This window comes from Clostridium sp. TJA020 (assembly GCF_058310295.1).
In genome coordinates this window covers 412,398-439,062 of record NZ_JBZEFC010000001.1, presented here as the reverse complement: position 1 = coordinate 439,062, position 26,665 = coordinate 412,398, and the positions used below count along the sequence as shown (strand labels likewise).

At 27.2% G+C, this 26,665-nt stretch carries 30 protein-coding genes, 1 tRNA gene and 1 other annotated feature; of the genes, 22 read left to right on the top strand and 9 right to left on the bottom strand.

Annotated elements, in window-relative coordinates:
* Window positions 1-61: 61 nt before the first annotated feature.
* Complete coding sequence (locus AC4FQ1_RS02440) at window positions 62-1,315, bottom strand: FprA family A-type flavoprotein (RefSeq protein ID WP_303127512.1); 1,254 nt, start codon at window positions 1,313-1,315, stop codon at window positions 62-64.
* A 204-nt stretch (window positions 1,316-1,519) separates the two neighbouring features.
* Between AC4FQ1_RS02440 and AC4FQ1_RS02435 the strand changes: the two genes are divergently transcribed.
* Window positions 1,520-2,809 carry a bifunctional folylpolyglutamate synthase/dihydrofolate synthase gene (locus AC4FQ1_RS02435; RefSeq protein ID WP_491168842.1) on the top strand — a complete coding sequence of 430 codons (1,290 nt, stop codon included), beginning with the start codon at window positions 1,520-1,522 and terminating at the stop codon, window positions 2,807-2,809.
* A gap of 18 nt (window positions 2,810-2,827) precedes the next feature.
* Here the strand turns inward: AC4FQ1_RS02435 and AC4FQ1_RS02430 are convergent, their stop codons facing one another.
* Window positions 2,828-3,076, bottom strand: coding sequence for a TIGR03905 family TSCPD domain-containing protein (locus AC4FQ1_RS02430; protein ID WP_303127509.1), 249 nt, complete (start codon window positions 3,074-3,076; stop codon window positions 2,828-2,830).
* Window positions 3,077-3,201: 125 nt separating this feature from the next.
* Here AC4FQ1_RS02430 and AC4FQ1_RS02425 point away from each other — a divergent pair, with 125 nt between their 5' ends.
* Window positions 3,202-4,092 carry a YncE family protein gene (locus AC4FQ1_RS02425; RefSeq protein WP_491168841.1) on the top strand — a complete coding sequence of 297 codons (891 nt, stop codon included), beginning with the start codon at window positions 3,202-3,204 and terminating at the stop codon, window positions 4,090-4,092.
* On the opposite strand, the gene AC4FQ1_RS02420 is transcribed toward AC4FQ1_RS02425, so the two are convergent.
* On the bottom strand, window positions 4,089-4,625 hold the full coding sequence (locus AC4FQ1_RS02420) for a DUF4364 family protein (RefSeq protein ID WP_303127505.1): 537 nt from the start codon (window positions 4,623-4,625) through the stop codon (window positions 4,089-4,091). The two genes, AC4FQ1_RS02425 and AC4FQ1_RS02420, sit on opposite strands and share 4 nt — an antisense overlap.
* 119 nt (window positions 4,626-4,744) lie before the next feature.
* On the opposite strand from AC4FQ1_RS02420, the gene AC4FQ1_RS02415 reads away from it, so the two are divergent.
* Both AC4FQ1_RS02415 and AC4FQ1_RS02410 read left to right on the top strand, forming a co-directional pair.
* Window positions 4,745-5,503: a polysaccharide deacetylase family protein gene (locus tag AC4FQ1_RS02415; RefSeq protein WP_491168840.1), complete on the top strand. Its 759-nt coding sequence runs from the start codon at window positions 4,745-4,747 to the stop codon at window positions 5,501-5,503.
* Window positions 5,504-5,612: 109 nt separating this feature from the next.
* Entirely contained in the window at window positions 5,613-6,266 is a 654-nt protein-coding gene (locus tag AC4FQ1_RS02410) for a single-stranded DNA-binding protein (RefSeq protein WP_303127495.1), read from the top strand.
* 40 nt (window positions 6,267-6,306) lie between these two features.
* Here the strand turns inward: AC4FQ1_RS02410 and dapD are convergent, their stop codons facing one another.
* Complete coding sequence (gene dapD / locus AC4FQ1_RS02405) at window positions 6,307-7,017, bottom strand: 2,3,4,5-tetrahydropyridine-2,6-dicarboxylate N-acetyltransferase (protein ID WP_303127492.1); 711 nt, start codon at window positions 7,015-7,017, stop codon at window positions 6,307-6,309.
* 155 nt (window positions 7,018-7,172) lie between these two features.
* On the opposite strand from dapD, the gene AC4FQ1_RS02400 reads away from it, so the two are divergent.
* The 8 genes from AC4FQ1_RS02400 (at window position 7,173) to AC4FQ1_RS02365 (ending at window position 15,591) form a co-directional block, all read left to right on the top strand.
* Entirely contained in the window at window positions 7,173-7,709 is a 537-nt protein-coding gene (locus tag AC4FQ1_RS02400) for a cob(I)yrinic acid a,c-diamide adenosyltransferase (protein ID WP_491168839.1), read from the top strand.
* Window positions 7,709-8,845 carry a pyridoxal phosphate-dependent aminotransferase gene (locus AC4FQ1_RS02395; RefSeq protein WP_303127490.1) on the top strand — a complete coding sequence of 379 codons (1,137 nt, stop codon included), beginning with the start codon at window positions 7,709-7,711 and terminating at the stop codon, window positions 8,843-8,845. The genes AC4FQ1_RS02400 and AC4FQ1_RS02395 overlap by 1 nt, the downstream gene beginning before the upstream one ends.
* Before the next feature lie 519 nt (window positions 8,846-9,364).
* Window positions 9,365-10,291: an ABC transporter permease gene (locus tag AC4FQ1_RS02390; protein ID WP_303127489.1), complete on the top strand. Its 927-nt coding sequence runs from the start codon at window positions 9,365-9,367 to the stop codon at window positions 10,289-10,291.
* A gap of 13 nt (window positions 10,292-10,304) precedes the next feature.
* Complete coding sequence (locus AC4FQ1_RS02385; protein WP_303127488.1) at window positions 10,305-11,246, top strand: ABC transporter permease; 942 nt, start codon at window positions 10,305-10,307, stop codon at window positions 11,244-11,246.
* 13 nt (window positions 11,247-11,259) lie between these two features.
* Window positions 11,260-12,279: an ABC transporter ATP-binding protein gene (locus AC4FQ1_RS02380; RefSeq protein ID WP_491168838.1), complete on the top strand. Its 1,020-nt coding sequence runs from the start codon at window positions 11,260-11,262 to the stop codon at window positions 12,277-12,279.
* A complete protein-coding gene (locus AC4FQ1_RS02375; protein ID WP_303127485.1) occupies window positions 12,266-13,249 on the top strand; it encodes an ABC transporter ATP-binding protein in 984 nt (327 codons plus the stop codon). Before AC4FQ1_RS02380 ends, AC4FQ1_RS02375 begins: the two co-directional genes overlap by 14 nt.
* A 72-nt stretch (window positions 13,250-13,321) precedes the next feature.
* Window positions 13,322-15,013 carry a peptide ABC transporter substrate-binding protein gene (locus AC4FQ1_RS02370; protein WP_491168837.1) on the top strand — a complete coding sequence of 564 codons (1,692 nt, stop codon included), beginning with the start codon at window positions 13,322-13,324 and terminating at the stop codon, window positions 15,011-15,013.
* Window positions 15,014-15,099: 86 nt separating this feature from the next.
* The gene (locus tag AC4FQ1_RS02365) at window positions 15,100-15,591 is read left to right on the top strand and encodes a GNAT family N-acetyltransferase (RefSeq protein WP_303127482.1); all 492 of its coding nucleotides are present in this window, start codon (window positions 15,100-15,102) and stop codon (window positions 15,589-15,591) included.
* 39 nt (window positions 15,592-15,630) lie between these two features.
* Here the strand turns inward: AC4FQ1_RS02365 and dapB are convergent, their stop codons facing one another.
* From dapB to AC4FQ1_RS02350, 3 genes are read right to left on the bottom strand one after another with little or no spacing between them, the layout of a single operon-like run.
* Entirely contained in the window at window positions 15,631-16,386 is a 756-nt protein-coding gene (gene dapB / locus AC4FQ1_RS02360; RefSeq protein ID WP_491168836.1) for a 4-hydroxy-tetrahydrodipicolinate reductase, read from the bottom strand.
* Between the two features lie 11 nt (window positions 16,387-16,397).
* On the bottom strand, window positions 16,398-17,270 hold the full coding sequence (gene dapA, locus AC4FQ1_RS02355; protein ID WP_303127676.1) for a 4-hydroxy-tetrahydrodipicolinate synthase: 873 nt from the start codon (window positions 17,268-17,270) through the stop codon (window positions 16,398-16,400).
* A 22-nt stretch (window positions 17,271-17,292) separates the two neighbouring features.
* A complete protein-coding gene (locus AC4FQ1_RS02350) occupies window positions 17,293-18,282 on the bottom strand; it encodes an aspartate-semialdehyde dehydrogenase (protein ID WP_491168835.1) in 990 nt (329 codons plus the stop codon).
* Window positions 18,283-18,484: 202 nt separating this feature from the next.
* Here AC4FQ1_RS02350 and AC4FQ1_RS02345 point away from each other — a divergent pair, with 202 nt between their 5' ends.
* From AC4FQ1_RS02345 to hslO, 3 genes are all read left to right on the top strand, one after another.
* Window positions 18,485-18,736 carry an alpha/beta-type small acid-soluble spore protein gene (locus AC4FQ1_RS02345; RefSeq protein WP_491168834.1) on the top strand — a complete coding sequence of 84 codons (252 nt, stop codon included), beginning with the start codon at window positions 18,485-18,487 and terminating at the stop codon, window positions 18,734-18,736.
* Between the two features lie 92 nt (window positions 18,737-18,828).
* The gene (locus AC4FQ1_RS02340; RefSeq protein ID WP_491168833.1) at window positions 18,829-19,575 is read left to right on the top strand and encodes a class I SAM-dependent DNA methyltransferase; all 747 of its coding nucleotides are present in this window, start codon (window positions 18,829-18,831) and stop codon (window positions 19,573-19,575) included.
* 3 nt (window positions 19,576-19,578) lie between these two features.
* Window positions 19,579-20,460, top strand: coding sequence for an Hsp33 family molecular chaperone HslO (hslO, locus tag AC4FQ1_RS02335; protein ID WP_491168832.1), 882 nt, complete (start codon window positions 19,579-19,581; stop codon window positions 20,458-20,460).
* Window positions 20,461-20,497: 37 nt separating this feature from the next.
* On the opposite strand, the gene AC4FQ1_RS02330 is transcribed toward hslO, so the two are convergent.
* A tRNA-Cys gene (locus AC4FQ1_RS02330) sits at window positions 20,498-20,572 on the bottom strand.
* Window positions 20,573-20,682: 110 nt separating this feature from the next.
* On the opposite strand from AC4FQ1_RS02330, the gene AC4FQ1_RS02325 reads away from it, so the two are divergent.
* Window positions 20,683-21,315, top strand: coding sequence for an HD domain-containing protein (locus AC4FQ1_RS02325; protein WP_491168831.1), 633 nt, complete (start codon window positions 20,683-20,685; stop codon window positions 21,313-21,315).
* Window positions 21,316-21,396: 81 nt separating this feature from the next.
* Here the strand turns inward: AC4FQ1_RS02325 and AC4FQ1_RS02320 are convergent, their stop codons facing one another.
* Window positions 21,397-22,098, bottom strand: coding sequence for a DUF6873 family GME fold protein (locus AC4FQ1_RS02320; protein ID WP_491168830.1), 702 nt, complete (start codon window positions 22,096-22,098; stop codon window positions 21,397-21,399).
* Between the two features lie 146 nt (window positions 22,099-22,244).
* Between AC4FQ1_RS02320 and ytxC the strand changes: the two genes are divergently transcribed.
* The 6 genes from ytxC (at window position 22,245) to AC4FQ1_RS02290 (ending at window position 26,663) form a co-directional block, all read left to right on the top strand.
* A complete protein-coding gene (gene ytxC / locus AC4FQ1_RS02315) occupies window positions 22,245-23,132 on the top strand; it encodes a putative sporulation protein YtxC (RefSeq protein WP_303131229.1) in 888 nt (295 codons plus the stop codon).
* A gap of 39 nt (window positions 23,133-23,171) precedes the next feature.
* Window positions 23,172-23,294, top strand: a sequence feature (ribosomal protein L20 leader region).
* A gap of 21 nt (window positions 23,295-23,315) precedes the next feature.
* Window positions 23,316-23,837: a translation initiation factor IF-3 gene (gene infC / locus AC4FQ1_RS02310; RefSeq protein WP_491146868.1), complete on the top strand. Its 522-nt coding sequence runs from the start codon at window positions 23,316-23,318 to the stop codon at window positions 23,835-23,837.
* Between the two features lie 22 nt (window positions 23,838-23,859).
* Window positions 23,860-24,057: a 50S ribosomal protein L35 gene (gene rpmI, locus AC4FQ1_RS02305; protein WP_024614980.1), complete on the top strand. Its 198-nt coding sequence runs from the start codon at window positions 23,860-23,862 to the stop codon at window positions 24,055-24,057.
* A gap of 27 nt (window positions 24,058-24,084) precedes the next feature.
* A complete protein-coding gene (gene rplT, locus AC4FQ1_RS02300) occupies window positions 24,085-24,444 on the top strand; it encodes a 50S ribosomal protein L20 (RefSeq protein ID WP_024614981.1) in 360 nt (119 codons plus the stop codon).
* A gap of 194 nt (window positions 24,445-24,638) precedes the next feature.
* On the top strand, window positions 24,639-25,985 hold the full coding sequence (locus tag AC4FQ1_RS02295; RefSeq protein ID WP_303129047.1) for a TrkH family potassium uptake protein: 1,347 nt from the start codon (window positions 24,639-24,641) through the stop codon (window positions 25,983-25,985).
* Window positions 25,986-25,997: 12 nt separating this feature from the next.
* Window positions 25,998-26,663, top strand: a complete 666-nt coding sequence (locus AC4FQ1_RS02290; protein WP_303129046.1) for a potassium channel family protein — start codon at window positions 25,998-26,000, stop codon at window positions 26,661-26,663.
* Window positions 26,664-26,665 lie beyond the last annotated feature (2 nt).

Genomic DNA, 26,665 nt, shown 5'->3' with positions numbered 1-26,665 from the left:
TTCATAGAAAATATAAATTTAAATAAAAAAGAGGCTAATGCCTCTTTTTTAATCTAAAATATTATTTAACATCACATTTTCCGTGATCAATGGCTTTTAGATCAATTTCGCCAAACATAGATTTAGAGAAACTATTACCAAAGTTTATAGCTTCTTGAATTTGTTTTTCTGAAGCTCTAAATCTAACTTTTAATCCTGGATTTACTAATTTCATTTTTAATTCTTCTAATCTGTGTTCTATTCTTGGAACAGCTTCACCACTCCAGCCATATGAACCAAATGCTGCAGCAAATTTACCACCATGAATAATAGGGTTTAAGTTTGCAAGTAATATTCTAATTGGTGGAAGTAATTCATTTACTATAGTTGGAGAACCGAATAATATACCATCTGATTCTTCTATATCTTTAAGTATTTCTGCTGTTTCATGTTCTATAACATCGTACATTTTAACTTCAACATTATGATCTTTTTTAATACCTTCAGCAATGTGATTTGCTAATTCCTTAGTATATCCATATGCTGAAACATAACAAATAGTAACTTTTTTGTCTCCGTTTATATTAGGTTTTACAGGAGTACTCCATTCTTTATAAGTTTTAACTATTTCCCATGGATTATCTCTAAGCACAGGTCCATGTCCTGGACAAATAATATCAATATCTAAGTCTTTTATTTTATCGATAGCTTTTAATACGAATTGCTTATATGGTCCGAATATACAATCATAATAATATCTTAATGCATCATAATAATGATCTTTGTTAGGAAGTAAATCGTTAAATACTTCTTCACATGAGTAGTGGCTTCCGAATGAATCGCAAGTCATTAAGACTTTATCTTCAACTACATAAGTGTACATTGAATCTGGCCAATGTAAAAATGGTGCAGAAATGAACTTTAATGTTTTATTTCCAAGAGATAAAGTATCACCATCTCTAACGACTATATGGTCAAAATCTCTATTTATAATTTCTTTTAAGAAAGAAATTGCTTGCATTGAACCAACGACTTTTGCATGTGGAGCAAGCTCAAGTATTTTACCAACTGATCCTGCATGATCTGGTTCAGTATGATCAACTACTATATAATCTATGTCAGATGGTTTTATATCTAAAGTTTCAAGAGTCTTTAAATATTCATCAAAACATTTTTCTTTTACAGTTTCAAATAAAGCAACTTTTTCATTTCCTTTAACAACATATGAATTATAAGTTGTTCCATATGGAGTATACATAATAATATCAAATACTCTTAAACCTGGATCTAATGCACCTACCCAGTAGATGTCTTTTTTAATCTCAACATTTTTCACTTTGAACACCTCTTACTAACAATACTTTTTATTAAATAATAAATATTAATCCGACTATTTTTATGATATCAAAAAAACAATTTAATGTAAATGATAAAACGTCATTTATTAGATAAATTTAGAAAAATATAATATAATTGTAGTATTAACTTTTAATTATAAAATATTATTATAATTATTAATAAAATTAACAGGAGAAGATGGATGAATTATAAACAAGCAATGGATTATATAAAAGAAGTAGGCAATTTTGGATCAAATTATGGTCTTGAAAGAACTGAAAGAATTTTAGAGATTTTGGGAAATCCGCATAAAAAAATGAAATGTATACATATAGCAGGAACAAATGGTAAGGGGTCTACTACATCTATTATTAATTCTATATTAATTGAAGAAGGATTTAAAGTAGGAATGTATACTTCACCATTTTTGGAGGAATTTGAAGAAAGAATTCAAATAAATAAAGAAAATATTAAAAAGGAAGATTTAGCAATCTTTGTAGAAACTGTAAAAGAAGCAGTAGATAAAGTTATTGAAGAAGGGTACAGCCATCCAACAGAATTTGAAATAATAACTTGTGTAATGTTTGAGTATTTTTATAAAAATAAAGTTGATTATGCAGTAATAGAAGTTGGTCTTGGTGGAAGGCTTGATTCTACTAATGTAGTAAGTCCAATTTTAACTGTTATAACTTCAATTGGATTAGATCATACAAATTTATTAGGAAATACTATTGAAGAAATAGCAGGGGAAAAGGGAGGAATTATAAAGAATAATGTTCCTTTAATATTATATCCTCAAAAAGAATCCGTTAAAAAAGAGATTTTAAAAATAGCAAAAGAAAAAAATTCAAAAGTTTATATAGTAAACGAAAAAAATTCTAAATTAATAAGCATAAATAAAGAAAAATTTTATCAGAATATAGAAGTGAAAGGATTAAAAAAAGATTATAAATTAAAGCTTAGACTTTTAGGAGAGCATCAAGTATTAAATTGTAATGTAGCTATAAATGCAGTTGAAGTTTTATCTAAAATAGAAGATTTTAATATTAATAATATTGAAAAAGGTGTATTTAATGCTAAATGGATAGGTAGATTAGAAGTACTAAGAGAAAATCCTCTTATTGTTATAGATGGGGCTCATAATATACAAGGAATAAAAATGCTTAAAAAAAATATACTAGAATATTTTGATTATGATGATATGTATTTATTAATTGGTATTTTAAGTGATAAGCAAGTTGATGATATGATAAAGGAGATAGTTCCATTAAGTAAAAAAGTAATTGCATTAACTCCACATAGTGACAGAGCTGAACTTGCTAGTGAACTAAGAGAACATATAAAAATGGTAAATAAAAATGTATTAAGTTTTGAAGATTATAATGAAGGATTAGAGGAAATTTTAAAAGATGCTAAAGAAAATGATTTGATTTTAGTTACTGGCTCTCTTTATATGATAGGAGATATGAGGAAAATAATAAATAATAAATAAAAAGTAAGCTAAATAAGCTTACTTTTTATTTTTATATTCTTTTAATGCCTTTGATAATTGATCAGGACATGATGTATCTTTATTGCCACATTTTATACCTTCAAGTTTTGATATAGCATCATCAATATTCATACCTTCTACTAATTTAGAAATTCCAAAAAGATTTCCAGGACATCCTCTAACAAATTCAACAGTTTTTATTGTATTATTTTCTACATCAATGTGTATTTCAGTTGAACAAACACCAGTTGTTTTATAAGTGTACATTAAGTTTACCTCCAATTATAAAGTGTACAAGTATATTATATTTGTAAATTATAAAGAAATAAAGTGTAATTTGTCGCTAATTCTATAAATAATTCATATTATATATAGGTAAGTCTTTTAAGGAGGTGTTACCTATAAATAATATATATGTTTGTAATACTATAGACGACTGTATTAAAAAACTAAACATAGATAATTTTAAAATAGATAGTTTACATTTAAAGCTAATAGATGAAAAATCTATAGGACCTATTTCTATAGATATAAAAGAAAATAATTGTATTGTAGTGAATAAGTTAGATGGGACTATATCAAATATTGATTTAGAATCATTTGTTGAGAATAATAGAAAATATATATGTCCAGCACCTAGGGATATAAAAATATATGGAGATTACGCTTATATATCTAGTAATGAAACAAATTCAATAATAATGTACAATATAATAAAAGAAGAAATAGAAATGCAATTAAAAACAGGTATTTCGCCAGGGAGTATTGTATTATGTGAGGAAGATAGTAAGCTTTTTTGTGCTAATATATTAGAAGATACAATAACAGTTATAGATTTAAAAGAAAATAAAGTTATAAGAAATATAAAGGTTGGAAATTATCCTATAAAAATAAAATTATCTAAAGATAAAAAATTACTATATGTTTGTGAAAGTAATTTAGAAGATGATAATAATGGATATATAAGTATTTATTCTTTAAGTAATTTTAATTTAGAGAGTAGAATAAGAGCGGGGAAGACACCTGTTGATATTTATGAAGATAAAGGAATTTTATATGTTTCAGATTTTGAAGGTGGTAGTATAAATTTAATAAATGAAAAAGAAGAAAAAGAAGAAAAAAGATTATTTTTAGGTGGGATGCCAAACGGAATATTGAAGCATGAAGATAAACTATATGTTACAGATTACTTTAATGGAAATTTATATCAAATAGATGAGGAGCTTGAAAATTTAAAAATCATTGCAATAGGAAATGAGCCTAATGCAATGATTATAGTTTAATTTAAATCATCAAAAAGTAGATTTATAATTTGATTATAAATTTCAGAAGGATTTTCCTGCCACTTGTTACAAAGATAAGTGGCTTGTTTTTTTGTAGGAACTTGTAATTTTAATTCTATCAATGGAGAATCATCTTCTAAAGCTTTAATATCTACAATAAAGCTATCATTTTGTCCAATTGTATAATCGCTATGTATAGTTAATTCTTTTTTTATTAAATCTATATGTGACTTAATATATTCATTTATAAGTGATATTTTCGAAGGGGATATTCTATCTTGAAAAAATGAAAGAACTCCTTCACCTTCATTTGTAACTTTTAATAATTTTTTATCCATTACTTCAGCATACTCTATAAAATTTGCTTCATTAAGTTCTGTTATGTATTGTTGAAGAGTAAAATAGTTAATAAAGCTATTTTCAAGAACTATTTCTGTAAGTTGTGTATTAGAAATAGGATGTTTTAAAGATTTTAAAATATATAAAAGCAATAATTTATTTTCTGCTAATTCTAATGAATTTTCTTCGTACATAATTAAGCCTCCATCTATCTAGATATATTTTTAATTATAGCATAAATTTTTAAATAATGAATATAGTGACTATAAATAAAATATAAATGATATATAACACTGAAAGAGGTTTAGAGGGTATGAAGGGAAAAAGGAATATTTTTTTAGTTATAGGTGCTATAATTTTACTTATGAGTTTTGTATATGTAAAATATCAAAAAATATCATTAGAAACTATAGCAACTGAAAAAAAATTACCTATACATTGTATAGAAACTAAAGAGAAGGAAATAGCTTTAACATTTGATATAAATTGGGCTGAGAAAGATTACTTAAAGAATATATTAGATGTGTTAGATAAATACGATGTTAAAGCTACATTTTTTATAATAGGTAAATGGGTTAATTATACAGATGAAAATTTAAAAAAATTAAAAATTATAAATGAGAAAGGTCATGAAATAGGAAATCATAGTTATATACATCCAAATTTTTCAGGTCTTAGAGATGAGCTTATTGAAAAGGAAATAATTAAAACAGAAAAAGTAATATATGAAGCTACGGGAGTAAAAACTATTTTATTTAGATTTCCAAGTGGAGATTATTCGAATAATTCATTAAGAAAAGTAGAAAGTATGGGTTATATACCAATACAATGGAATATAGATTCTGTAGATTGGAGAGAAGATGGAAAAGAAAAGGAATATAAAAGGGTTAAAGATAAGATAAAGGAAGGATCTATAATTCTTTATCATAATAATGCAAAGTATACAGTAGAAAATTTAGATAGATTAATAAGTGAACTAAAAAAGGATGGATATTCATTTAAAAAGGTTGGTGAAATGATTTATAAAGATAGTTATTATATAGATTCTCAAGGCATACAACATAAAAAATAATAAATTATATTGAAAAAGCAATAAATTATGTATTATAATGGAAATGTACTGGTGTGGGGATCATTAAAATTTATAAAATACTTAATTATAAAGGGAGAGAGGGGTTACAATGGATAACTTAATGTTAAACAACAAAATTTATCTTGAAGGAAAGGTAGTTTCAGAATTAGAGTATAGTCATGAAATGTATGGGGAAGGTTTTTATACTTTTAATCTAGAAGTTCAAAGATTAAGTGATTCAACAGACTTACTTAATATAACGATTTCAGAAAGATTATTAGCTGATTTTGATGTAAGCTTAGGAAAAGACGTTATAGTTGAAGGACAATTAAGATCATACAATAAATTTGTAGATGGTTCTAATAAACTTATACTTACTGTATTTGCTAGAAATATTGAACCATGTATAGAAAAAAGCAAAAATCCAAATGAAATATATTTAGATGGGTTCATATGTAAAGAACCAGTATATAGAACTACACCATTTGGAAGAGAAATAGCAGATGTTTTACTAGCTGTTAACAGAGCATATAATAAGTCAGATTATATTCCAACAATTGCATGGGGAAGAAATTCAAGATTTTGCAAGAGTTTAGAAGTTGGAGATAATATTAAAGTATGGGGTAGATTACAAAGTAGAGAATATCAAAAGAAAATATCAGAAACAGAAGTAGTAAAGAAAATTGCTTATGAAGTTTCAATTTCTAAAATGGAAAGAGTAAAAAAAGATGAGGTTTGTGAGCACGAAGAAGGTGCAGTTTAATATTAAAAAAAGGTATTTGAAAATTCAAATACCTTTTTTATTATTTTCTTAAATCATCAAGAAGTTGAGTTTTATCTTTTGTTTTATCATCAACTGATTTAATTATTTTAGCTGGAGAACCTGCAACAACAACTCCATCTGGAACATCTTCAGTAACAACAGATCCAGCTGCAACAACAGAACCTTTACCAATTTTAACGCCTTCTAATATAACTGCATTTGCTCCAATTAAAGCATTATCTCCAATTTCGCATGGTGATTTGCTAGGTGGTTCTAGAACACCAGCAACAACAGCACCGGCACCTAAGTGAACATTTTTTCCAAGTTTTCCACGAGCACCTATTACAGCATTCATATCAACCATTGTTCCTTCACCAATTTCAGCTCCTATATTAATAACAGCTCCCATCATAACAACTGCATTTTTACCAATTTTAACTCTATCACGAATTATTGAACCTGGTTCGATTCTAGCTTCTACTTCAAGAAGATCAAGCATTGGAATTGCTGAATTTCTTCTATCATTTTCAACTCTAAAGTGTTTAATTAAATGCTTGTTATCTAAAACAACTTTTAGTATTGAATCAGATTCACCTGCTAATATGTAAAATCCATTAGCACCATACCATTCTATATTTTCTAAGTTTGCTTCGCTTAAGTCACCATTTATATAAACTTTAACAGGTGTTGACTTTTTAGATTCTTTTATAAATCTAGCTATTTCATATGGATCAGTTAAATTATATTCCATAATATCATCCTTTCTAACAGTTACTATTATTTATAAATAACAAGTTAATTATAATAAAAAAAGTTTAATAATAAAAGAGTTTAGAGTAAAAAAGAGTAATATTTGCTAGTATTAAAAGTTTAATGTAAAATATTTTTAATAAGGAGATGATAAGTTTGAAACTAAGTGAAGGATTTGTTCAGATATATACAGGTGATGGAAAAGGAAAAACTACAGCAGCAATAGGTCAAGGGATTAGAGCTTATGGAAATGGTTTAAAGGTTATTATGATTCAATTTTTAAAAAGTGGAGAAACAGGAGAACTTCAAACAGTAAAAGAGCTTGGAGAAAATTTTGAAATTTTTAGATTTAATAAGAGAAGGGGTTTCGTTTGGACTTTAAGTGAAGAAGAAAAAGAAGAAGTAAAAAAGGAAGTTAAAGCTTCTTATGATTTTCTTTTAAGTCTTTTAGAAGATGATAGATGTGATGTTCTAATTATTGATGAGATAATGGGAGTATTAAAAAATAAATTTTTAACAGTTGAAGATGTTATAAATATAATTGATAGAAAGAGAAAACATGTAGAAATAATAATGACTGGTAGAAATGTACCAAAAGAAATAGTTGAAAAAGCAGATTTAGTAACTGAAATGAAGTTAGTTAAACATTATTATCAAAAAGGTATTCCAGCTAGGAAGGGGATAGAGTTTTAATGAATAATAAAGTACTAGGAATAGAAATATCAGGAATAAGAAAATTTTATAATAAAGTAAAGAAAGTTGATGGAGCTATATCATTAACTCTTGGTCAACCGGATTTTAATACACCTAAGGTTGTTAAAGATGGAATTAAAAGAGCTATAGATGAAAATAAAACTGTGTATACTGAAAATGCTGGAATAATGGAATTAAGAGAGGAAATAGCAAAATATTTAAATGGCTTAAACATTAAATATAATAGTAACAATATTTGCATTACTGTTGGTGGAAGTGAAGCAATATTTGATTGTTTTATGGCACTTTTAAATAATGGGGATGGAGTTCTAATTCCAAACCCTGCATACCCAGCTTATGAAAGTATTGTGAAAATGATTGGTGGGAAAGTTAATAATTATGAGTTAGATGAAAACTTTAATATAAATATAGATAATTTAATAAATAAATATAAAGAAACTAAAAGTAAATATTTAGTATTGTCTTTTCCAACAAATCCAACTGGAGCTATTTTAAATAAAGAATTAAGAGATAAGCTAGTAGAGTTTATAAAGAAAGAAGATATTATAGTAATTACAGATGAAATATATGCTTCAATTATATATGATACATATTATTCAGTAGCTCAAGATGAATCTATATTAGATAAAATAATATATATAAGTGGGTTTTCTAAGATGTTTTCAGCAACTGGTCTTAGAATTGGATATATAGCTTGTAAAGAAAAAATAATGGATGAGATAATGAAAGTTCATCAATATGGTGTTTCATGTGCTCCATCTATTGTACAATATGGTATGATTGAAGGATTAAAATATGGATTTGATGATGTTATATTTATGAAAAATGAATTTTTAAGAAGAAAAAATTATGTAGTGGAAAGATTAAGAAAAATGGGAGTAGATGTGAATAATCCAAAAGGTGCATTTTATGTTTTTCCATCTATAAAAAAATTTAATTTAACTTCAGAAGAGTTTTGTGATAAATTGCTTGAAAAAGAAAAGGTTGCCTGTGTACCAGGAACAGCTTTTGGAAGTAACGGTGAAGGTTATATTAGAATATCTTATTGTTATTCAATGGAAGAATTAGAAATAGCACTGAATAAAATAGAAAATTTTATTAATAACATAAAATAAATAATATATAAATTTTATAAAAAATACGTTTGTTATACAAAAAGTAACAAACGTATTTTTATTTTGAAAAAAATTAAAATGAAGGAAAGATTAAATTTTACTTCAAAAAGTCTAGTTAATACTATAAATTTTCTTTATTTTTAATATAAAAAATAAAAGTTAAAAAATTAAACTTTCAAAATGTTTGTTTAATGCGAACAAAAATAAAGAAATGTATTTAAAAAAGAATAGTAAAATAAAAAAAGTTTTTTACAAATATTTCAATAAAAACGATAAAAAAAAGATATTTATTTTATTTAAATTTTATCCATAAATTAACAGTATAAGCTAGAGTAAACGTATTCAAAAAGAAAAAGGAATTTTGAGTTAATATTAAAAATATTGATATATTATTGATAAGTTAATAATAAATTACTATAAAAATTGTTATAATAAATTAGCAAAATGACTATATATAATATAATTAATAACAATAAATAAATGTAAAAAATATTACAAAAATAGAATGGAGGGGGTAAAATGCTAAAGTACATAGGAAAAAGAATTTTTACTAGTATTTTAACAATATGGGCAGTTGTTACTATAACATTCTTTTTGGTAAGGGCAATGCCAGGAGGACCATTTGATGGTGAAAAAGTAACACCTGAAATGAAGGTTATATTAAATGAAAAATATGGATTAGATAAACCGTTAAGTGAGCAGTATGAAATCTATATGAAAAATTTATTAAAAGGTGATTTAGGTGAATCAATGCAGTTTAGAGGAAGGGAAGTAAAAGAAACTATAAAATACTCATTTCCTAAATCAGCAAAACTTGGAGTTGTTGCAGTAGTTTTCTCTTTAGCAGTTGGAACTTTACTTGGAATAGTATCAGCATTAAAATCAGGAAAATTACCAGATAAATTATGTATGTTTATATCTACTTTAGGCATAACAGTACCTAGTTTTGTAATAGGTGCAGTACTTATATATTTTTTTACTGTTGAATGGAAGTTACTACCTGCAGTTGGATTGAAGGGGCCAAGTAGTTATATTATGCCAGTTATTGCGCTTGCAGGAAGTTCAATGGCATTTATAACAAGACTTACAAGAAGCAAATTAATTGATGTATTAAAATCAGATTATATAAGAACAGCAAAAGCTAAAGGCTTAAGTAGCAAAATTGTTATATTTAAACATGCTTTGAGAAATTCACTTATTCCAGTTGTAACTTATTTAGGACCACTTATAGCATCAATTTTAACAGGATCATTTGTAGTTGAAAAGATATTTGTTGTACCTGGGCTTGGAAATGAATTTGTATCAACTATAACAAATAGAGATTATACTTCCTTACTTGGAGTAGTAGTGTTTTTCTGCACATTAATTGTAATAAGTAACTTATTAGTTGATATATTATATGTAATCATAGATCCAAGAATAAAATTGGATGATATTGAAGGATAAAGGAGGCAGATTTATGGAAAATTTAGAATTTGATAAAAGTATGTTTACTCCTGTATCGCAAGAAGAAAAAGCTTTCGAAAAAAATATAAGACCAAGTGTTGGTTATTGGAGTGATGCTTGGAGAAGGTTAAAGTCAAATAAGGTAGCATTAATTTCTTTAATAATTATAATTGCTTTAGTTATACTTGCAATAGTAGTTCCTATAGTATCTCCTTTTAAATATGATTCTCAAAATTTAGCATTAAAGGACTTGGGGCCTAATAAAACTAATTTCTTCGGTACAGATAAACTTGGTAGAGATTTATTTGTACGAGTTATGATGGGGGCAAGGTATTCATTAGTTATTGGTGGTGCAGCAGCTATTATAAATCTTTTTATAGGAGTTATATATGGTGGAATATCAGGTTTTTTTGGTGGAAAGATTGATAATATAATGATGAGAATAGTTGATTGCCTTTATTCAATTCCAACAACTATATATGTTGTAATTATAATGGCTGTATTAAAAGATACTGCATTTGATAAAACAGGAATACTTAGTATTATATTAGCTCTTTCTATATCATATTGGGTTGGAATGGCAAGAATAGTAAGAGGAGATATTCTTCAATTAAAGCAACAAGAATTTGTACTTGCAGCTAAAACATTAGGGGCATCTAAAAAAAGAATATTATTTAGACATTTAATACCAAATTGTATGGGGTCAATAATAGTTACCATGACTCTTTTAATTCCACAAGCTATTTTTACTGAAGCCTTTTTAAGTTTTATAGGGTTAGGCCTTAATGCTCCTCTTGCATCATTGGGGACTTTATGTAATGATGCAATGCCAGCTATATATACAAATCCTTATCAGCTATTCTTCCCAGCAGCAATGATATGTTTAATAATACTTTCGTTTAATATGCTTGGTGATGGATTAACAGAAGCGTTAGATCCAAAGCATCAAAGATAGTAGGAGGAAAAATATGAGTAAATTATTAGAAGTTAAAAATTTAAAAACCTCCTTTAAAACACATTTAGGAGATGTAAAAGCAGTAAGAGGAATTTCTTTTTATGTTAATAAGGGAGAGGCAGTAGGCATAGTTGGTGAATCAGGATGTGGGAAATCTGTGTCTATGATGTCAATTATGAAATTATTATCAGAAAATGCAAATATAGAATGCGATGAAATTTTATTTGATGGAGATGATATTAGTAAATATAAAGAAAAAGATATGGAACAAATAAGAGGAAATAAAATTAGTATGATATTTCAAGATCCTATGACTTCGTTAAATCCTTTATATACTATAGGAACTCAATTAACTGAACATTTAATTAAACATAAAGGATTATCAAAAAAAGATGCGTGGACTAAAGGAATAGAAATATTAGATTTAGTTGGTATTCCTAGTCCTGAAAGTAGAATGAAACAATATCCTCATGAATTTTCAGGCGGAATGAGACAAAGAGCAATGATTGCAATAAGTCTTATATGTGAGCCAAGTCTTATAATAGCTGATGAACCTACAACAGCATTAGATGTTACAATTCAAGCACAAATATTAGACCTTATGAAAAATTTAAAAGAAAAACTAAATACATCTATAATACTTATAACTCATGATTTAGGTGTTGTTGCAGATCTTTGTTCAAGAATTAATGTAATGTATGGAGGGGTAATAGTAGAAACAGGAAGTGCTGAAGATATTTTTTATAGAAGCAAACATCCTTATACATGGGGATTATTAAATAGTGTTCCTAATCCATTGAGTGAACTTAGAGAAAAATTAATTCCTATAGAAGGACAACCACCTGACCTTTTAAAACCACCAACAGGATGTCCTTTTGCAGAAAGATGTAAATATACAATGAAAATTTGCTTAGATAAAAGGCCACCATTATTTAAATTGGGAGAAAATCATAACTCAGCATGTTGGCTATGTCATGAAAATGCACCTAAAGTTACATCAGAAATAGAGGTGAAGCAATATGGGGAAAAATAATGATATTATTTTAGAAGTTCAAAATCTTTGTAAATATTTTCAAGCTAGCAAAGGGATTTTTTCAAAGAAAAGTTATGTAAAAGCAGTTGATAATGTATCTTTTTTTATAAAAAGAGGAGAAACGTTAGGCTTAGTTGGAGAATCAGGATGTGGAAAAACTACAACAGGTAGAACTATATTAAAGCTATATGAGCCAACAAGTGGAAAAATAATTTTTAATGGAGAAGATATAACAAATAAATCTGAAAAAGAAATGATAGCTTTAAGAAGAAAAATGCAAATGATATTTCAAGATCCATATGCATCGTTAAATCCAAGAATGACAGTTGGAGATATAGTTGGTGAAGCTATTGATATTCATGGATTATATAAAGGAAAAGAAAGGGAAAATAGAATAAGATATTTACTAGATAAAGTTGGATTAAATGGAAGCCATATAAATAGATATGCACATGAATTTTCAGGTGGACAAAGACAAAGAATAGGAATTGCTAGAGCACTTGCAGTAGAACCTGAATTTATAGTTTGTGATGAACCAATATCAGCACTTGATGTTTCTATTCAAGCTCAAGTTATAAATATGTTAGAGGAACTTCAAGATGAACTGGGGCTTACTTATCTATTTATAGCTCATGATTTATCAATGGTTAAGCATATATCAACACATATAGGAGTTATGTATTTAGGTCAAATGGTTGAAAAAGGTCCTAGTGATGATGTTTATTTAAGGCCAAAGCATCCATATACTAAAGCTCTTTTATCAGCAGTACCAATACCAGATCCTAAAATTGCTAAAGAAAATAAAAGAATAGTACTAACAGGAGATATACCATCTCCAATAGACCCTAAACCAGGATGTAGATTTTGTGGAAGATGTATTTATGCCAAAGATATATGTAGTAAGGTAGAACCATCTATCAAAGAAGTGGAAAAAGGACATTTTGTTTCTTGTCACTTATTTAATAATTAATAATATAATATTAAGATAATTTATTATCTAATTGATAATTTAATTATAACTATATAAAAAGGGGGATAAAAAATGAAATTAAGTAAAATCAAAAAGCTTTGTGCTGTAGCATTAGCTGTAGCGTTAAGTGCATCTGTTTTTGCTGGATGTGGAGGTTCAGGTGATCAAGGTAATGGGGGAAATAGTGAAGCGGTAGAACAAAAAATTACTTATAATGTTGGAGCAGTTGTAGAAACTATTGATCCAGCTTTAAATACAGCTGTAGATGGATCTACTATAATTGGGAATGCATTTGAAGGATTAACTAGATTAGATGAAAATGATAAAGCTATACCTGGAGTCGCTAAAGAATGGAAAATATCAAATGATGGATTAACTTATACATTTAATTTAAGAGATGATGCCAAATGGTCAGATGGTAAGCCTGTTACAGCAAAAGATTTTGCATATGCATGGAAAAGAGCACTTTCTAAAGAAACAGCAGCAGAATATGCATATCAACTTTATTACATTAAAAATGCAAAGGAATTTTATGAGGGCAAGGTAAAAGAGGATAAACTTGGAGTTAAAGTAATAGATGATAAAACTTTAGAAGTAACTTTAAATTCACCAACTCCTTATTTTATAGAACTTATGTCATTTCCAACTTATATGCCAGTAAGAGAAGATATAATAAAAGAGCATGGTGATAAGTGGACAAATAAGCCTGAAACCTATGTATCAAATGGACCTTTTAAATTAAATGATTTTCAAATGAAGGATTCTTATACTTTTATTAAAAATGATAATTATTGGAATAAGGATAACGTAAAGCTTGAAACATTAATTTATAAGATGGCTATGGATGAAACAAGTTCATATGCATCATTAGAATCAGGGGATTTTGATATTATAAGTAATGTTCCAACTGAAAGAATAGAAGATGGGAAGGCGAGTGGATTAGTACAAATTTATCCGAATCTTGGAACATACTTCTTATGTGTAAATGTAAATAATGAATTTGATAAGTTAGATAAAGAAGTTCAAAAGGTACTTTCAGATAAGAAGGTTAGACAAGCACTTTCTTTAGCTATAGATAGAGTTTCTATAGTTGAAAATGTTACTAAAGCAGGTCAAGTAGCATCAGCTAGTTATGTTCCAGAAGGAATAAAAGATTCAAATGGAAAGGATTTTAAGAATAATAAGTTTGACCCAACAAAACAATCAGAAAATGTTGAAGAAGCTAAGAAGCTTTTAAAGGAAGCAGGATATGTAAATGGTAAAGGTATTCCAACTATAGAATTAATGTATAATTCAGAAGGTGGTCATAAAGCAATAATGGAAGTTGTTCAACAAAATTGGAAAGAAATTGGGGTTAATGTAGAACTTAAAAATCAAGAGTGGGCAGTATTTTTAAATACAAGACAAAATGGTCAATATGAAATAGCAAGACATGGTTGGTCTGCAGATTATATAGATCCTATGACATTTTTAGATATGTGGATTAGTGGAAATGATGGAGATAAAAATAGTTGGGGAAATAATGATTCACATTTTTCAAATAAAGAATATGATGAGTTAATTAAAAAGGCAAAGGTTGAAGCTGATAATAATAAAAGATTTGAATTAATGAAAAAAGCAGAAGAAATATTACTAGAAGAAATGCCTATAATTCCATTATATGATTATACTAAAGTATATGGAATTCAATCATATGTTAAGGGTTATCAATCATCATCACTTGGACAAATTTATTTTGATAAATCATATGTAGAAGCTCATTAATATAAAAAAGGAAGCAAGGAGATATAATTCTTGCTTCTTTTTTATATATATAAATATAAAGCGTTTATTATAAGGAGGTCTAATATTTGGAAATAAGAAGACTTAATAGAAGATATTATAAAAAGCTTCATAAACTTTTTTATAATTTAGATAAAGAAAGTGAATTTCTGCTATTTGAAGAAGGAGAAAGAAAAATAACAGAAGAAGAAGTTCATAAAATGTTATCAAGTAGCTTAGAAGATTTAGTTTTTATTGGGGCATTTGATGGTGAGGAACTTATAGGTTATTTAAGTTCTTTTAGAGGTAAGTACAATAGAATAAGACATGTATCTTATAGTGTAGTTGGAATTAGAAAAAAATATAGGAGCAAAGGAATAGGAAGAAAATTATTTGAAGAATTATTTATTTGGGCATATGAAAATAATATAAAGAGACTTGAATTAACTGTAGTTTGCAATAATATTATTGCAATAAATTTATATAAAAAAGTTGGATTTAAAGTTGAAGGGTTGAAGAAAAGAGCTATTTTCAAGGATGGGCTTTATTATGATGAATATTATATGAGTAAGTTATTATAAAAAAATAGGCAAATAAAAAATTGCCTATTTTTTTGAAATTTATAATCCTATAACATCATTCATATCATATAGTCCAGGTTCTTTTATATTGCTCATATATTCACAAGCTTTTAAAGCTCCAACAGCAAATACATCTCTTGATATTGCCTTATGAGAAAGTTCTATAACTTCTCCAGTACCAGCAAATATTACATCATGATCTCCGACAATTGAACCGCCACGTATAGCGTGTATACCTATTTCTTCTTTTTCACGTTTGTGCTGTCCTTCTCTTCCATATATATATTTAGTATCATCTTTTAAAGAATCCTTGATAGTATCAGCTAAAAGAAGAGCTGTTCCACTTGGAGCATCTACTTTTTGATTATGATGTTTTTCTATTATTTCTATATCGTAGTTTCCGTATAATAAAGGAGCTACCTTTTTTAATAAAGAATTTATTAAGTTTATTCCAAGAGACATGTTAGCAGATCTAAATAATGGCAAGCTTTTACTTTTTTCATCTATAAGTTTTAAATCATCTTCTGAAAATCCAGTTGAACATATAACAAGAGGTTTTTTAGTTTTTTCAGTAAGTTCTAATAAGCCTTTTAATGCATCAGCTCTTGAAAAATCTAATAAAACATCATAATCAATATTTACTTCAGAAGGAGAAGAAAATATTTTTATATTAGAATTTTCTTTTGGAAATTTATCTATACCTGCAACTATATCAATGTCTTTAAAATCTTTTGCTACATTACATATAACAGTTCCCATTTTTCCGGATATACCATTTATTATTACTTTAGTCATTTAAAATCTCCTTAGATTAATTTATATTTTTTTAGGGTATTTTCTAATTGATTCTTTAAAGCATCATCCATTTCATATAAAGGAAGTCTTAAAGGACCAACTTTAAATCCCATTAAGTTAAGAGCAGTTTTAACTGGGATAGGGTTAGTTTCTAAGAAAAGTGAATTAGCAAGAGTTAAATACTCTAATTGCATTTTTGAAGCATCATGACACTTTCCATCCAAATACATTCTTGTCATGTTATGAGTTTCTTTTGGAATTACATTTGCAAGAACAGAAATAACACCTTTTCCGCCAAGAGACATAATAGGGATTATTTGATCATCATTTCCTGAATAAATATCTATTCTATCTCCACAAGCTTCTGCCATTTTAGCAACTTGACTTAGATCACCACTAGCTTCTTTTATAGCAACTACATTATTTAGCTTGCTTAATTCTTTTAAAGTATCAGGAGTAATGTTCATTCCTGTTCTACTTGGTACGTTATAAAGAATTATAGGTATATTTATAGCGTTATTTATAGATTCAAAGTGCTTTAAAAGACCTTTGTGATTAGTTTTATTATAATATGGAGTAATTACAAGTACTGCTGAAACTCCAACACTCTCAGCATATTTACTCATTTCGATAGAAGCTTTTGTATTATTAGAACCAGTACCTGCAATTACTGGAATTCTTCCGTTTATAGTATCAACTGTAAATTTTATTACTTCTTTTTTCTCATCTAATGTCATTGTAGTTGCTTCACCAGTAGTACCACATATTATTATAGAATCAGTACCTTCCTTAACGTGCCATTCTAAAATTTCTTTTAATTTATCATAATCCACGCCTGTTTCTGTAAATGGTGTAATTAAAGCAACACCAGATCCTTCAAAAATTGACATAATAAAATCCTCCAATCTATTTATTGTTTATTATTAATTCAGCAATTTGAACTGCGTTTAATGCAGCACCTTTTCTAATGTTATCAGCTACAACCCAAATGTTTAAACCATTATCAACACTAAAATCTCTTCTTATTCTTCCAACAAATATTTCATCTTTGTCAGATGCCTCAAGGGGAGTTGGGTATACAAGGTTGTTAACATCATCACAAACCTTAACTCCAGGTTGATTATCTAAAACAGTAACTATATCTTTTAAGTCAAATGGTTTTAAAGTTTCTACATTTATACTTTCGCTATGAGAATTTAATACAGGAACTCTAACTGTTGTAGCAGTTATTTTTAAATCATCAAGATGAAGGATTTTTTTAGTTTCATTTATCATCTTCATTTCTTCCTTAGTATATCCATTTTCTAAAAATACATCTATGTGAGGTAATACGTTACCAAATATAGGTTTTGGGAATTTTTTAGGGGCTATTCCTTGAACACCATTTTCTAAATCTTCAATAGCTTGCATACCAGCACCTGAAACAGCTTGATAAGTAGAGTATATAACTCTTTTTAATCCGTATTTATCATTTATAGCTTTTAATACAGGCATAGCTTGTATAGTTGAACAGTTTGGATTAGCTATTATTCCGTTATTCCACTTTATATCCTCAGGATTTACCTCAGGAACAACAAGAGGTACTTTAGGATCCATTCTCCAAGCACTACTGTTATCAATTACTATAGCACCATTTTTAGCAAATACAGGAGCGAAAGTTAAACTAGTATCTCCTCCAGCTGAAAATAGAGCAAAGTCAATTTTTTTTGATAATATATTTGAATCACAAGTTTCTTCTACAACATACTCTTTTCCTTTGAATTCTATCTTTTTACCTGCAGATCTTTTTGAAGCAAAAAGATAAAGATTATTTATAGGAAAATTTCTTTCCTTTAAAATACTTAGCATTTTTCTACCAACATTTCCGGTAGCACCGACTACTGCGACATTATACAATTTAATCCCTCCAATTTTATATATCTATTCAATATATGTATACAATAACTATAAATATTTATTAAAAAAATATCAAGTTTTATAATAAGAAATAAATTTAAAATATACATTATTAAAAGAGTCTTAATAAATATATTAAGGATATATACATTATTTTAATATAATTTGGATAAAATAATTTTAAAGAATGGAGGGATTTAATTTGAGTAAAACGCCTTTAAAAAAAATTATAAAATCTAAATTAAAATCTAATAGAGAATTAACAGAAGCTGAAAAACTTAGAGAAAAAATAAAATATGAAATAGCAGAAGAATTAGGTCTTAAAGATAAAGTTGATGAAGGTGGATGGGGCTCATTAACTGCTGAAGAAACAGGTAGAATTGGAGGTATAATGACTAGCAGAAAGAAAAAGCTACATATACCAACAAATGATCAAATATTAGGTAGAAAGTAAATCATCATAAATTGTAATTAATTAGTTTGACTAAATTTATAAATAATTATAATATAAGTTATAATGTTTATATAAGTGAATGGGGGAATATTATGGCATATGGAGAGTTTGCTAAAATATATGATGAATTAATAAATGAAGATATTAATTACGATGAAATAGCCTGTAGAGTTAAAGAATTATTATCTAAATATAAAATTAATAATGAAGATTATTTAGATTTAGCATGTGGTACAGGAAACGTTTCTTTAAGATTAGCAAAAGAGTTTAAAAATTCTTTTGCAGTTGATTTATCAGAAGATATGCTTAGAGAAGCTTTTGATAAATTCAAAAAAGAGCGTATTAAAAGTAGAATTGTATGCCAAGATATGACAGAGCTTTCTTTAAATCATAAATTTGATCTTATTACCTCTGTTTTAGATTCAACAAATTATATATTAGAAGATTCTGATATTGAAAATTATTTTAAAAGTGTTTATAATCATCTGAAAGATAATGGTATATTTATATTTGATATAAATTCATATTATAAACTTTCTACTATATTAGGAAATAATATTTATACATATAATTCAGAAGATGTTTTTTATTCATGGGAAAATACTTTTGAAGATGATATTACAAGTATGTATTTAACATTTTTTATTAAAGATGGGGAGTTATATGAAAGATTTGAAGAAGAGCATTTTGAAAGAGCTTATAAAGAAAAATTTATAGAAGATCTTATTCATAAGACTGGATTTTGTATATTAGATAAATTTGAAGGATATACAGATAAGGCAGTTTCAGATTTATCTGAAAGAATATTATATGTAGTTAAAAGGAATATGGAGGGATAGTACATGAAAGATAAAATAATAAGAGGTACAGCTAAAGATGGAATGGTTAGATTCATAGGGGGTATAACTACTAATTTAGTAAATGAAGGAACAGCACTTCATGAATGTACACCAGTTGCATCAGCAGCTCTTGGAAGAATGCTTACAGCTGCGTCATTAATGGGAGTTCAACTAAAATCAGAAAAAGAAGCAATAACTTTAAGAATGAATGGAGGAGGACCGGTTAATGGAGTAACTGTTACTGCTCATTCAAATGGAACTGTTAAAGGATTTATTGGCAATCCAAAAGTTGATATTCCATTAAAAGAAAATGGAAAACTTGATGTAAGTGGAGCTATTGGAAAAAATGGATTATTACATGTTATAAAAGATATGGGTCTTAAAGATCCATATGTTGGACAGGTTCCTATATATACTGGAGAAGTTGCAGAGGATTTAGCTTATTATTTCACTGTATCAGAACAAACACCATCTGCAGTTGCACTTGGAGTTTTAGTAGATAAAGATTTATCAATAAAGGCAGCAGGCGGATTTATAATTCAAATGATGCCAGATGCAGATGAACTTTTAGCTGATGTTATAACATATAGACTTCAAGATATGAAACCTATAACAGCACTTATAGAAGAAGGAAAAACAATTGAAGATATTATAAAAGAAATATTTGAAGATATGGATCCTAAAATATTAGAAGAAATTGAACCAGAGTATAAATGTGATTGTTCAAAAGAAAGAATAGAAAAAGCATTAATAAGTATTGGATCAAAAGATTTAAATGAAATATATGATGAAGGAAAAGATGAAGAAATAGTTTGTAATTTCTGTAACAAAAAGTATAAAATAACTCATGATGAAATTGGAGAATTAATTGAAAAAATTAAATAGAAATAAAAAAGGAGAACTTATAGTTCTCCTTTTTTATTGGAGGCGCCACCCAGATTTGAACTGGGGAATAAAGGTTTTGCAGACCTCTGCCTTACCACTTGGCTATAGCGCCTTATAATTAAATTATATGCAAAAACATATAAAAGATTACTAATTATTAAAAAATAAATACATTTAAAATATATTTATGGATAAAATATTTTACGAAGGGAGAGGATTTAATTGAGTAAATTTTTAAGTTTTAATGAAATAAGTGAAATATTAATAAATAGCCAAAAGCCATCAAAGTATTTTGAAGAGTTGCTGTTAAGTGGGAAATTAGATGAAGAACCTTTTATTAAACTAAAAAGATTGAAAGATGTATCTCAATCATTTAAATATCATCCAGAAGGAAATGTATGGAATCATATAATGTTAGTTATAGATAATGGTGCATATTATAAAAAGTATGTTAATGATAAAGAAAGTTTTATGTGGGCACTTTTGTTACATGATATAGGAAAATTAAAAACAACTAAACTTAGGAAAGGGAGATGGACATCATATAATCATGATAAAGTTGGGGCAATTGATGGTAGAGAATTTTTAATTAGTCTAAAAGTAAAGGATTATGATTTTATAGATAAAGTAGAGAAACTTATAAAATACCATATGCATTTTCTATATATAACTAAGAATTTACCTTTTGGAAATGAAATTAAAATGATTGAAGAAGTTAATTTGAATGATATATCATTAGTTTTTTTGTGTGATAGGTTAGGGAGAGGTGGATTAAATAAAGAGGATAAAAACAAAATAATAGAGAGCATAGAAGATTTTATGAAGAAGTATAACCTAAATGTAAATTTAAAATAAAAGCTATAAATATTAAATTTTATAGCTTTTATTCTATAAAAAGAAACATTTTGTATTTAAGAACGTACTATATAGAGAAGATTATATAGATAAAATACTACCTCGATCTATAAGTTTTGAATCTTTTAAAAATATTGGAATTACATTATGTTTTTCTAAAAATGAAAGAACTTCTTTCCCGTATTTGTATTTATTTAAGTTTCCAAAAAAAGCTAATTTGTTTTTACCTATCATGCCACAAGTACCACCAATAAATCCATAATCTAAACCTTCTAAAATTATGTCACCAGGTGGAACAAATAAAGTATCATAGCTAGATTTTACTAAAGTATTATAAATAATTTTATCTGATGTTATAAATGCTTTATCATAAATATTAACAACCGAACATTTAGTGTAACCTTGAGAAACATTTAAGTTTAGTTTGTTTTGTGAGTTGTTTAATATTGATTTATCTGTGTATTTAAGATTATGCATTAAAATTTCATCAGTAATTAATGCATTTAAAATTATATCTTTAGGATATTTAGAATCTAAAGAGCTTTCAGAAAATATAAAATTTATAGAATAATTTTTTAAGATATTTAAAAAATTAGTATCAATATCTTTATGGACAACTATAAGTTTTGATTTTTTATCTAATATATTTAGTTGAATATCAACATGACCATTTATAGCTTCATAAAGCAATGGTGATTTTGGGACTTTTATAGGTATTACACCTTCTTGTATTAAATTAGAAAATTCTTCACAGGTAATCCTGTAATCAACAAAAGAATACATAAATATCCTCCTAATATTATAAATATATATTTAAATTACTACTAATATGTAAAAAAAGCAATAAATTTAGGAAGTTTTACAAAGTTAATTTTAGTATAGGGATTATATATTCAATACATACTATTACTAAGAAGGGAGTGAAAGATATGCTTGTGCTGAAATTAGCTTATATGGGAGATTTAGACTTTATAAAAGAGTTACAAGAATTAAAAGCCCTACTAAAAAAGAAGAATATAGTAATAGGTTTAGTTGAAAAGATTGAAGGTAAAACTCATCTTGTAAAAGTTTTGTGTGAAGAAGAGTGTTATAGTGAAGAAAATTTTGAAAAGATTAAAATATATATAAGTGAACTTTTATATGAAATGGTCATAAAAAACTATAAAGAAAAAGAATTATTTGAATTTATAACAGATACCTATTTCTTTTTAAAACAAGAAGAAATATTAGAGGTAGAAACTATAATTATGGATGTGTTTTTTAGAAGAACCTCCATAAGAGATGAAACAAGTGTTTATTGTGAAAATAAAATAAATACAATAATAACTAAAATAAAAGAATGTCTAGAAGAAAACAATGAATTTAATATAAATGGATTTATTACATTTAGAATGAAAGAACTAAGAAATTATATAGAATCTATTATAGATAAAATAATAGAGAAATATATGGTTGAAAAAGAATATAAAGAGTTTATAAAATTACTAAGGTATTTTGTTGATATACAAGATAGTAGAATAGATACAGTTAATATTTTCATAAATAATTCAGGAGAGTATACTGTTTTAAATGAAAATAATAGTAATTTATTTAGTGAATTTATGAAAGAGTTATCAGACTGCAAATTAGGTGTTGATGCAAATGTTGAAGACGTGATTATAAGCGGGTTAATAACAAATGCTCCAAAAAAAATAAATATTTATCAAAAAAAATACTGTACAAACAAAGAATTTATTGATACAATAATAAATGTCTTTGGAAATAGAGTTAATTTTATTAGCGAAGTGAATTTAACTAAGAATTTAGATGTTAAATAAAAAAGTGTTGACAAAGATAAAATAATTAGATATTATAATAAAGCAAAGTAGAAACGCCGTTTCTCACCTACGAGCGCAATAGTGTAGCAAGTAAGGTTAGTTTATTTCGATTTTAGGTTATTGGATTAAACAGGACGGCTAAAGCCGTCCTTTTTTATATGTTTTAATTGTTAAAATCCGGAGGTGGAAGCTATTAGTAAAAATTATATAATAAACGAAGATATTAGAAAGAAAGAAATCAGAGTAATATCAAAGGATGGAGAACAACTTGGAATATTATCAAGTAAGGAAGCTCTTAAAATTGCTGAAGAGCAAGAGTTAGACTTAGTTATGATATCACCAAATGCTAATCCGCCAGTTTGCAAGATAATGGATTTAGGTAAGTTCATATATGAGCAATCAAAAAAAGAAAAAGAAGCTAAGAAGAAACAAAAAGTCATTAATGTTAAAGAAATCAGAGTAAGTTTAACAATTGAAGAAAATGACATTGCAATTAAAGCTAAAAAAGCAAGAAAGTTCCTATTAGATGGAGATAAAGTCAAAGTCACTGTAAGATTTAGAGGAAGAGAAATGGAATTAGGTCACATAGCTGAAAGAATTCTAGATAACTTCGTTGGAAAACTTGAAGATGTTTGTGTTATCGAAAAGAAACCAAAAAGAGAAGGCAGAAACATGACATTGATTTTAGGTCCAAAAAAGGCATAACTTTTGAGAGGAGGATTTTATCATGCCAAAAATGAAGACACACAGAGGTGCAGCAAAAAGATTCAGAAAGACAGGTACAGGAAAACTTAAGAGAGCTAAAGCTTTCAGAAGCCACATCTTAACTAAGAAAAGTTCAAAAACTAAGAGAAAACTTAGAAAAGGTGGATACGTATCAGTAGCACAAGAAAAAGTAATTAAGAAATTATTACCATACCTATAAGAGTTTAGACGCAGGAGGTTTTGTTAAATGGCAAGAGTTAAAAGAGCAGTTAACGCTCGTAAGAATCATAGAAAAGTATTAAAACTTGCAAAAGGATACTACGGTGGAAAGAGCAAGTTATTTAAAACAGCTAACGAATCAGTAATCAGAGCATTAAGAAATGCTTATGTTGGAAGAAGATTAAAGAAGAGAGATTACAGAAGACTATGGATAGCTAGAATAAATGCAGCTACAAGAATGAATGGTCTTTCATACTCAAGATTCATGAATGGAATCAAATTAGCTGGTATAGATATAAACAGAAAAATGTTATCAGAAATAGCTATCAATGATCCAAAAGCTTTCGCTGAGTTAGTTGAAGTAGCTAAAAAACATATAAACGCTTAATTTGAAATGCGACTTAGGTCGCATTTTCTTTATATATAGATAAAATTAAACAAAAATTGTTTTCATAATTTATTAATATGTGTATAATAAATCTTTAACAGAGTATTGATAAAATTTACACGTTAATATTTTTATTGAAGGGTGTATAATAAATATTAGATATTATATTGGATATAAACCTTTGAGGTGATTAAATGAAAAAATTTTTTACTAAAAAAATGAAGTTGAGTGGCGTACAAATATTAGCACTAGGATTTTTTATAGTAATATTTGTTGGTGGTGTATTATTAAGTTTACCAATATCTTCTGCAAGTGGTGAAAGTACAAACTTTTTAGATGCATTATTTACTTCAACATCAGCTGTATGTGTAACAGGATTAATTACTTTAGATACTGGTACGCATTGGAACGAATTTGGGCAAATAGTTATAATGTTTTTAATTGAAATTGGTGGATTAGGATTTATGTCCTTTGCAACATTTATAGCTGTACTTCTTGGAAGAAAAATAACCTTAAGAGATAGACTTATAATGCAAGAAGCTATGAATACATTTAATATTCAAGGTCTTGTTAAAATGGTTAGATATGTTCTTGGATTTACATTTGCAGTACAATTTTTTGGAGCTTTGTTATTATCTACTCAGTTTGTTCCGAAGTTTGGATTAGCAAAAGGAATTTATTATAGTATATTCCATTCAATTTCGGCTTTTTGTAATGCTGGATTTGATTTATTTGGAGGATTTAGTTCTCTTGTTTCATATTCAGGTAATGTTGTAGTTTTACTTACTATAAGTGCTCTTATAATAATAGGAGGTTTAGGTTTTACAGTATGGCTTGAAGTCTATAATTATAGAGGACTTAAGAAATTATCTGTACATTCTAAAATAGTTATATTAATTACAGTTGTTCTTATAATTGGTGGAACTATTTTTATGTATTTATTTGAAATGCATAACCCAAAAACTATTGGTAATATGAGTTTTGATGATAAAGTTTTAAACTCCTTCTTTGCATCTGTATCACCAAGAACAGCTGGTTTTAATAGTGTTTCTACAGATGGAATGACAAATTCAGGGAAGTTATTAACTATAATATTAATGTTTATCGGTGGATCACCTGGTTCAACTGCAGGTGGATTAAAAACAGCAACATTTGGAATTATAATTTTAACAGTAATTTCGGTTATAAGAGGTAGAGAAGATACTCAAGTTTTTGGAAGAAGATTTTCAAAAAGTTTAGTTTATAAATCATTTGCTTTACTAATTATAGGAATGACTTTAGTTATAGGTGTTACACTTTTATTATCTATAACTGACCCAAATGAATCATTTATAAATATTTTGTATGAAGCAACATCAGCATTTGGAACTGTTGGTCTTACAACTGGTGTTACCCAAAGGCTAAGTACTGCTGGAAAAATTATTATAATGATAACTATGTATTGTGGTAGAGTTGGTCCTATGACTGTAGCATTAGCATTTATAAGAAATAAGAAAAAGCAAACACATAAATATCCAGAAGGTAAGATTTTAATCGGTTAGGGGATGAATTATATGGTAAAAAAGCAATTTGTAGTAATTGGTCTTGGTAGATTTGGATCATCAGTTGCTGAAACTTTATATGGACTAGGCAATGACGTTTTAGTAATAGATAAAGATGAAGATTTAATACAAGATATATCAGATAAGGTAACTCATGCTGTTCAAATGGATGCAACAGATGAAGGTGCTCTTAGAACATTAGGACTTAGAAATTTTGACGTTGCAGTAGTTACTATTGGTTCTAATATACAAGCAAGTGTAATGGTTACTCTTTTAGTTAAAGAACTTGGAGTTAAATATATTATTGCAAAGGGAAATAGTGATTTACATGCTAAAGTACTATATAAAATAGGTGCAGACAGAGTAATATTACCAGAAAAGGATATGGGAGTTAGAGTTGCACACAATTTGGTATCAGAAAGTATATTAGATTTTATAGAGTTATCTCCTGATTATAGTATTATGGAGATAGAGACTCCAGAAGATTGGAACGATAAAACTATAAGAGAATTAAAACTTAGAAGTAAGTACGGGATAAATGTTATGGCTATAAAGAGAGATGATGAAATAAATCTTTCACCTCCTGCTGACTTTGTAATTAATAGTAAAGATATTATAGTTGCAATAGGATCTGCTGAAGACTTAAGTAAGTTAGAAGGTATGATAGTTAAATTTTAATT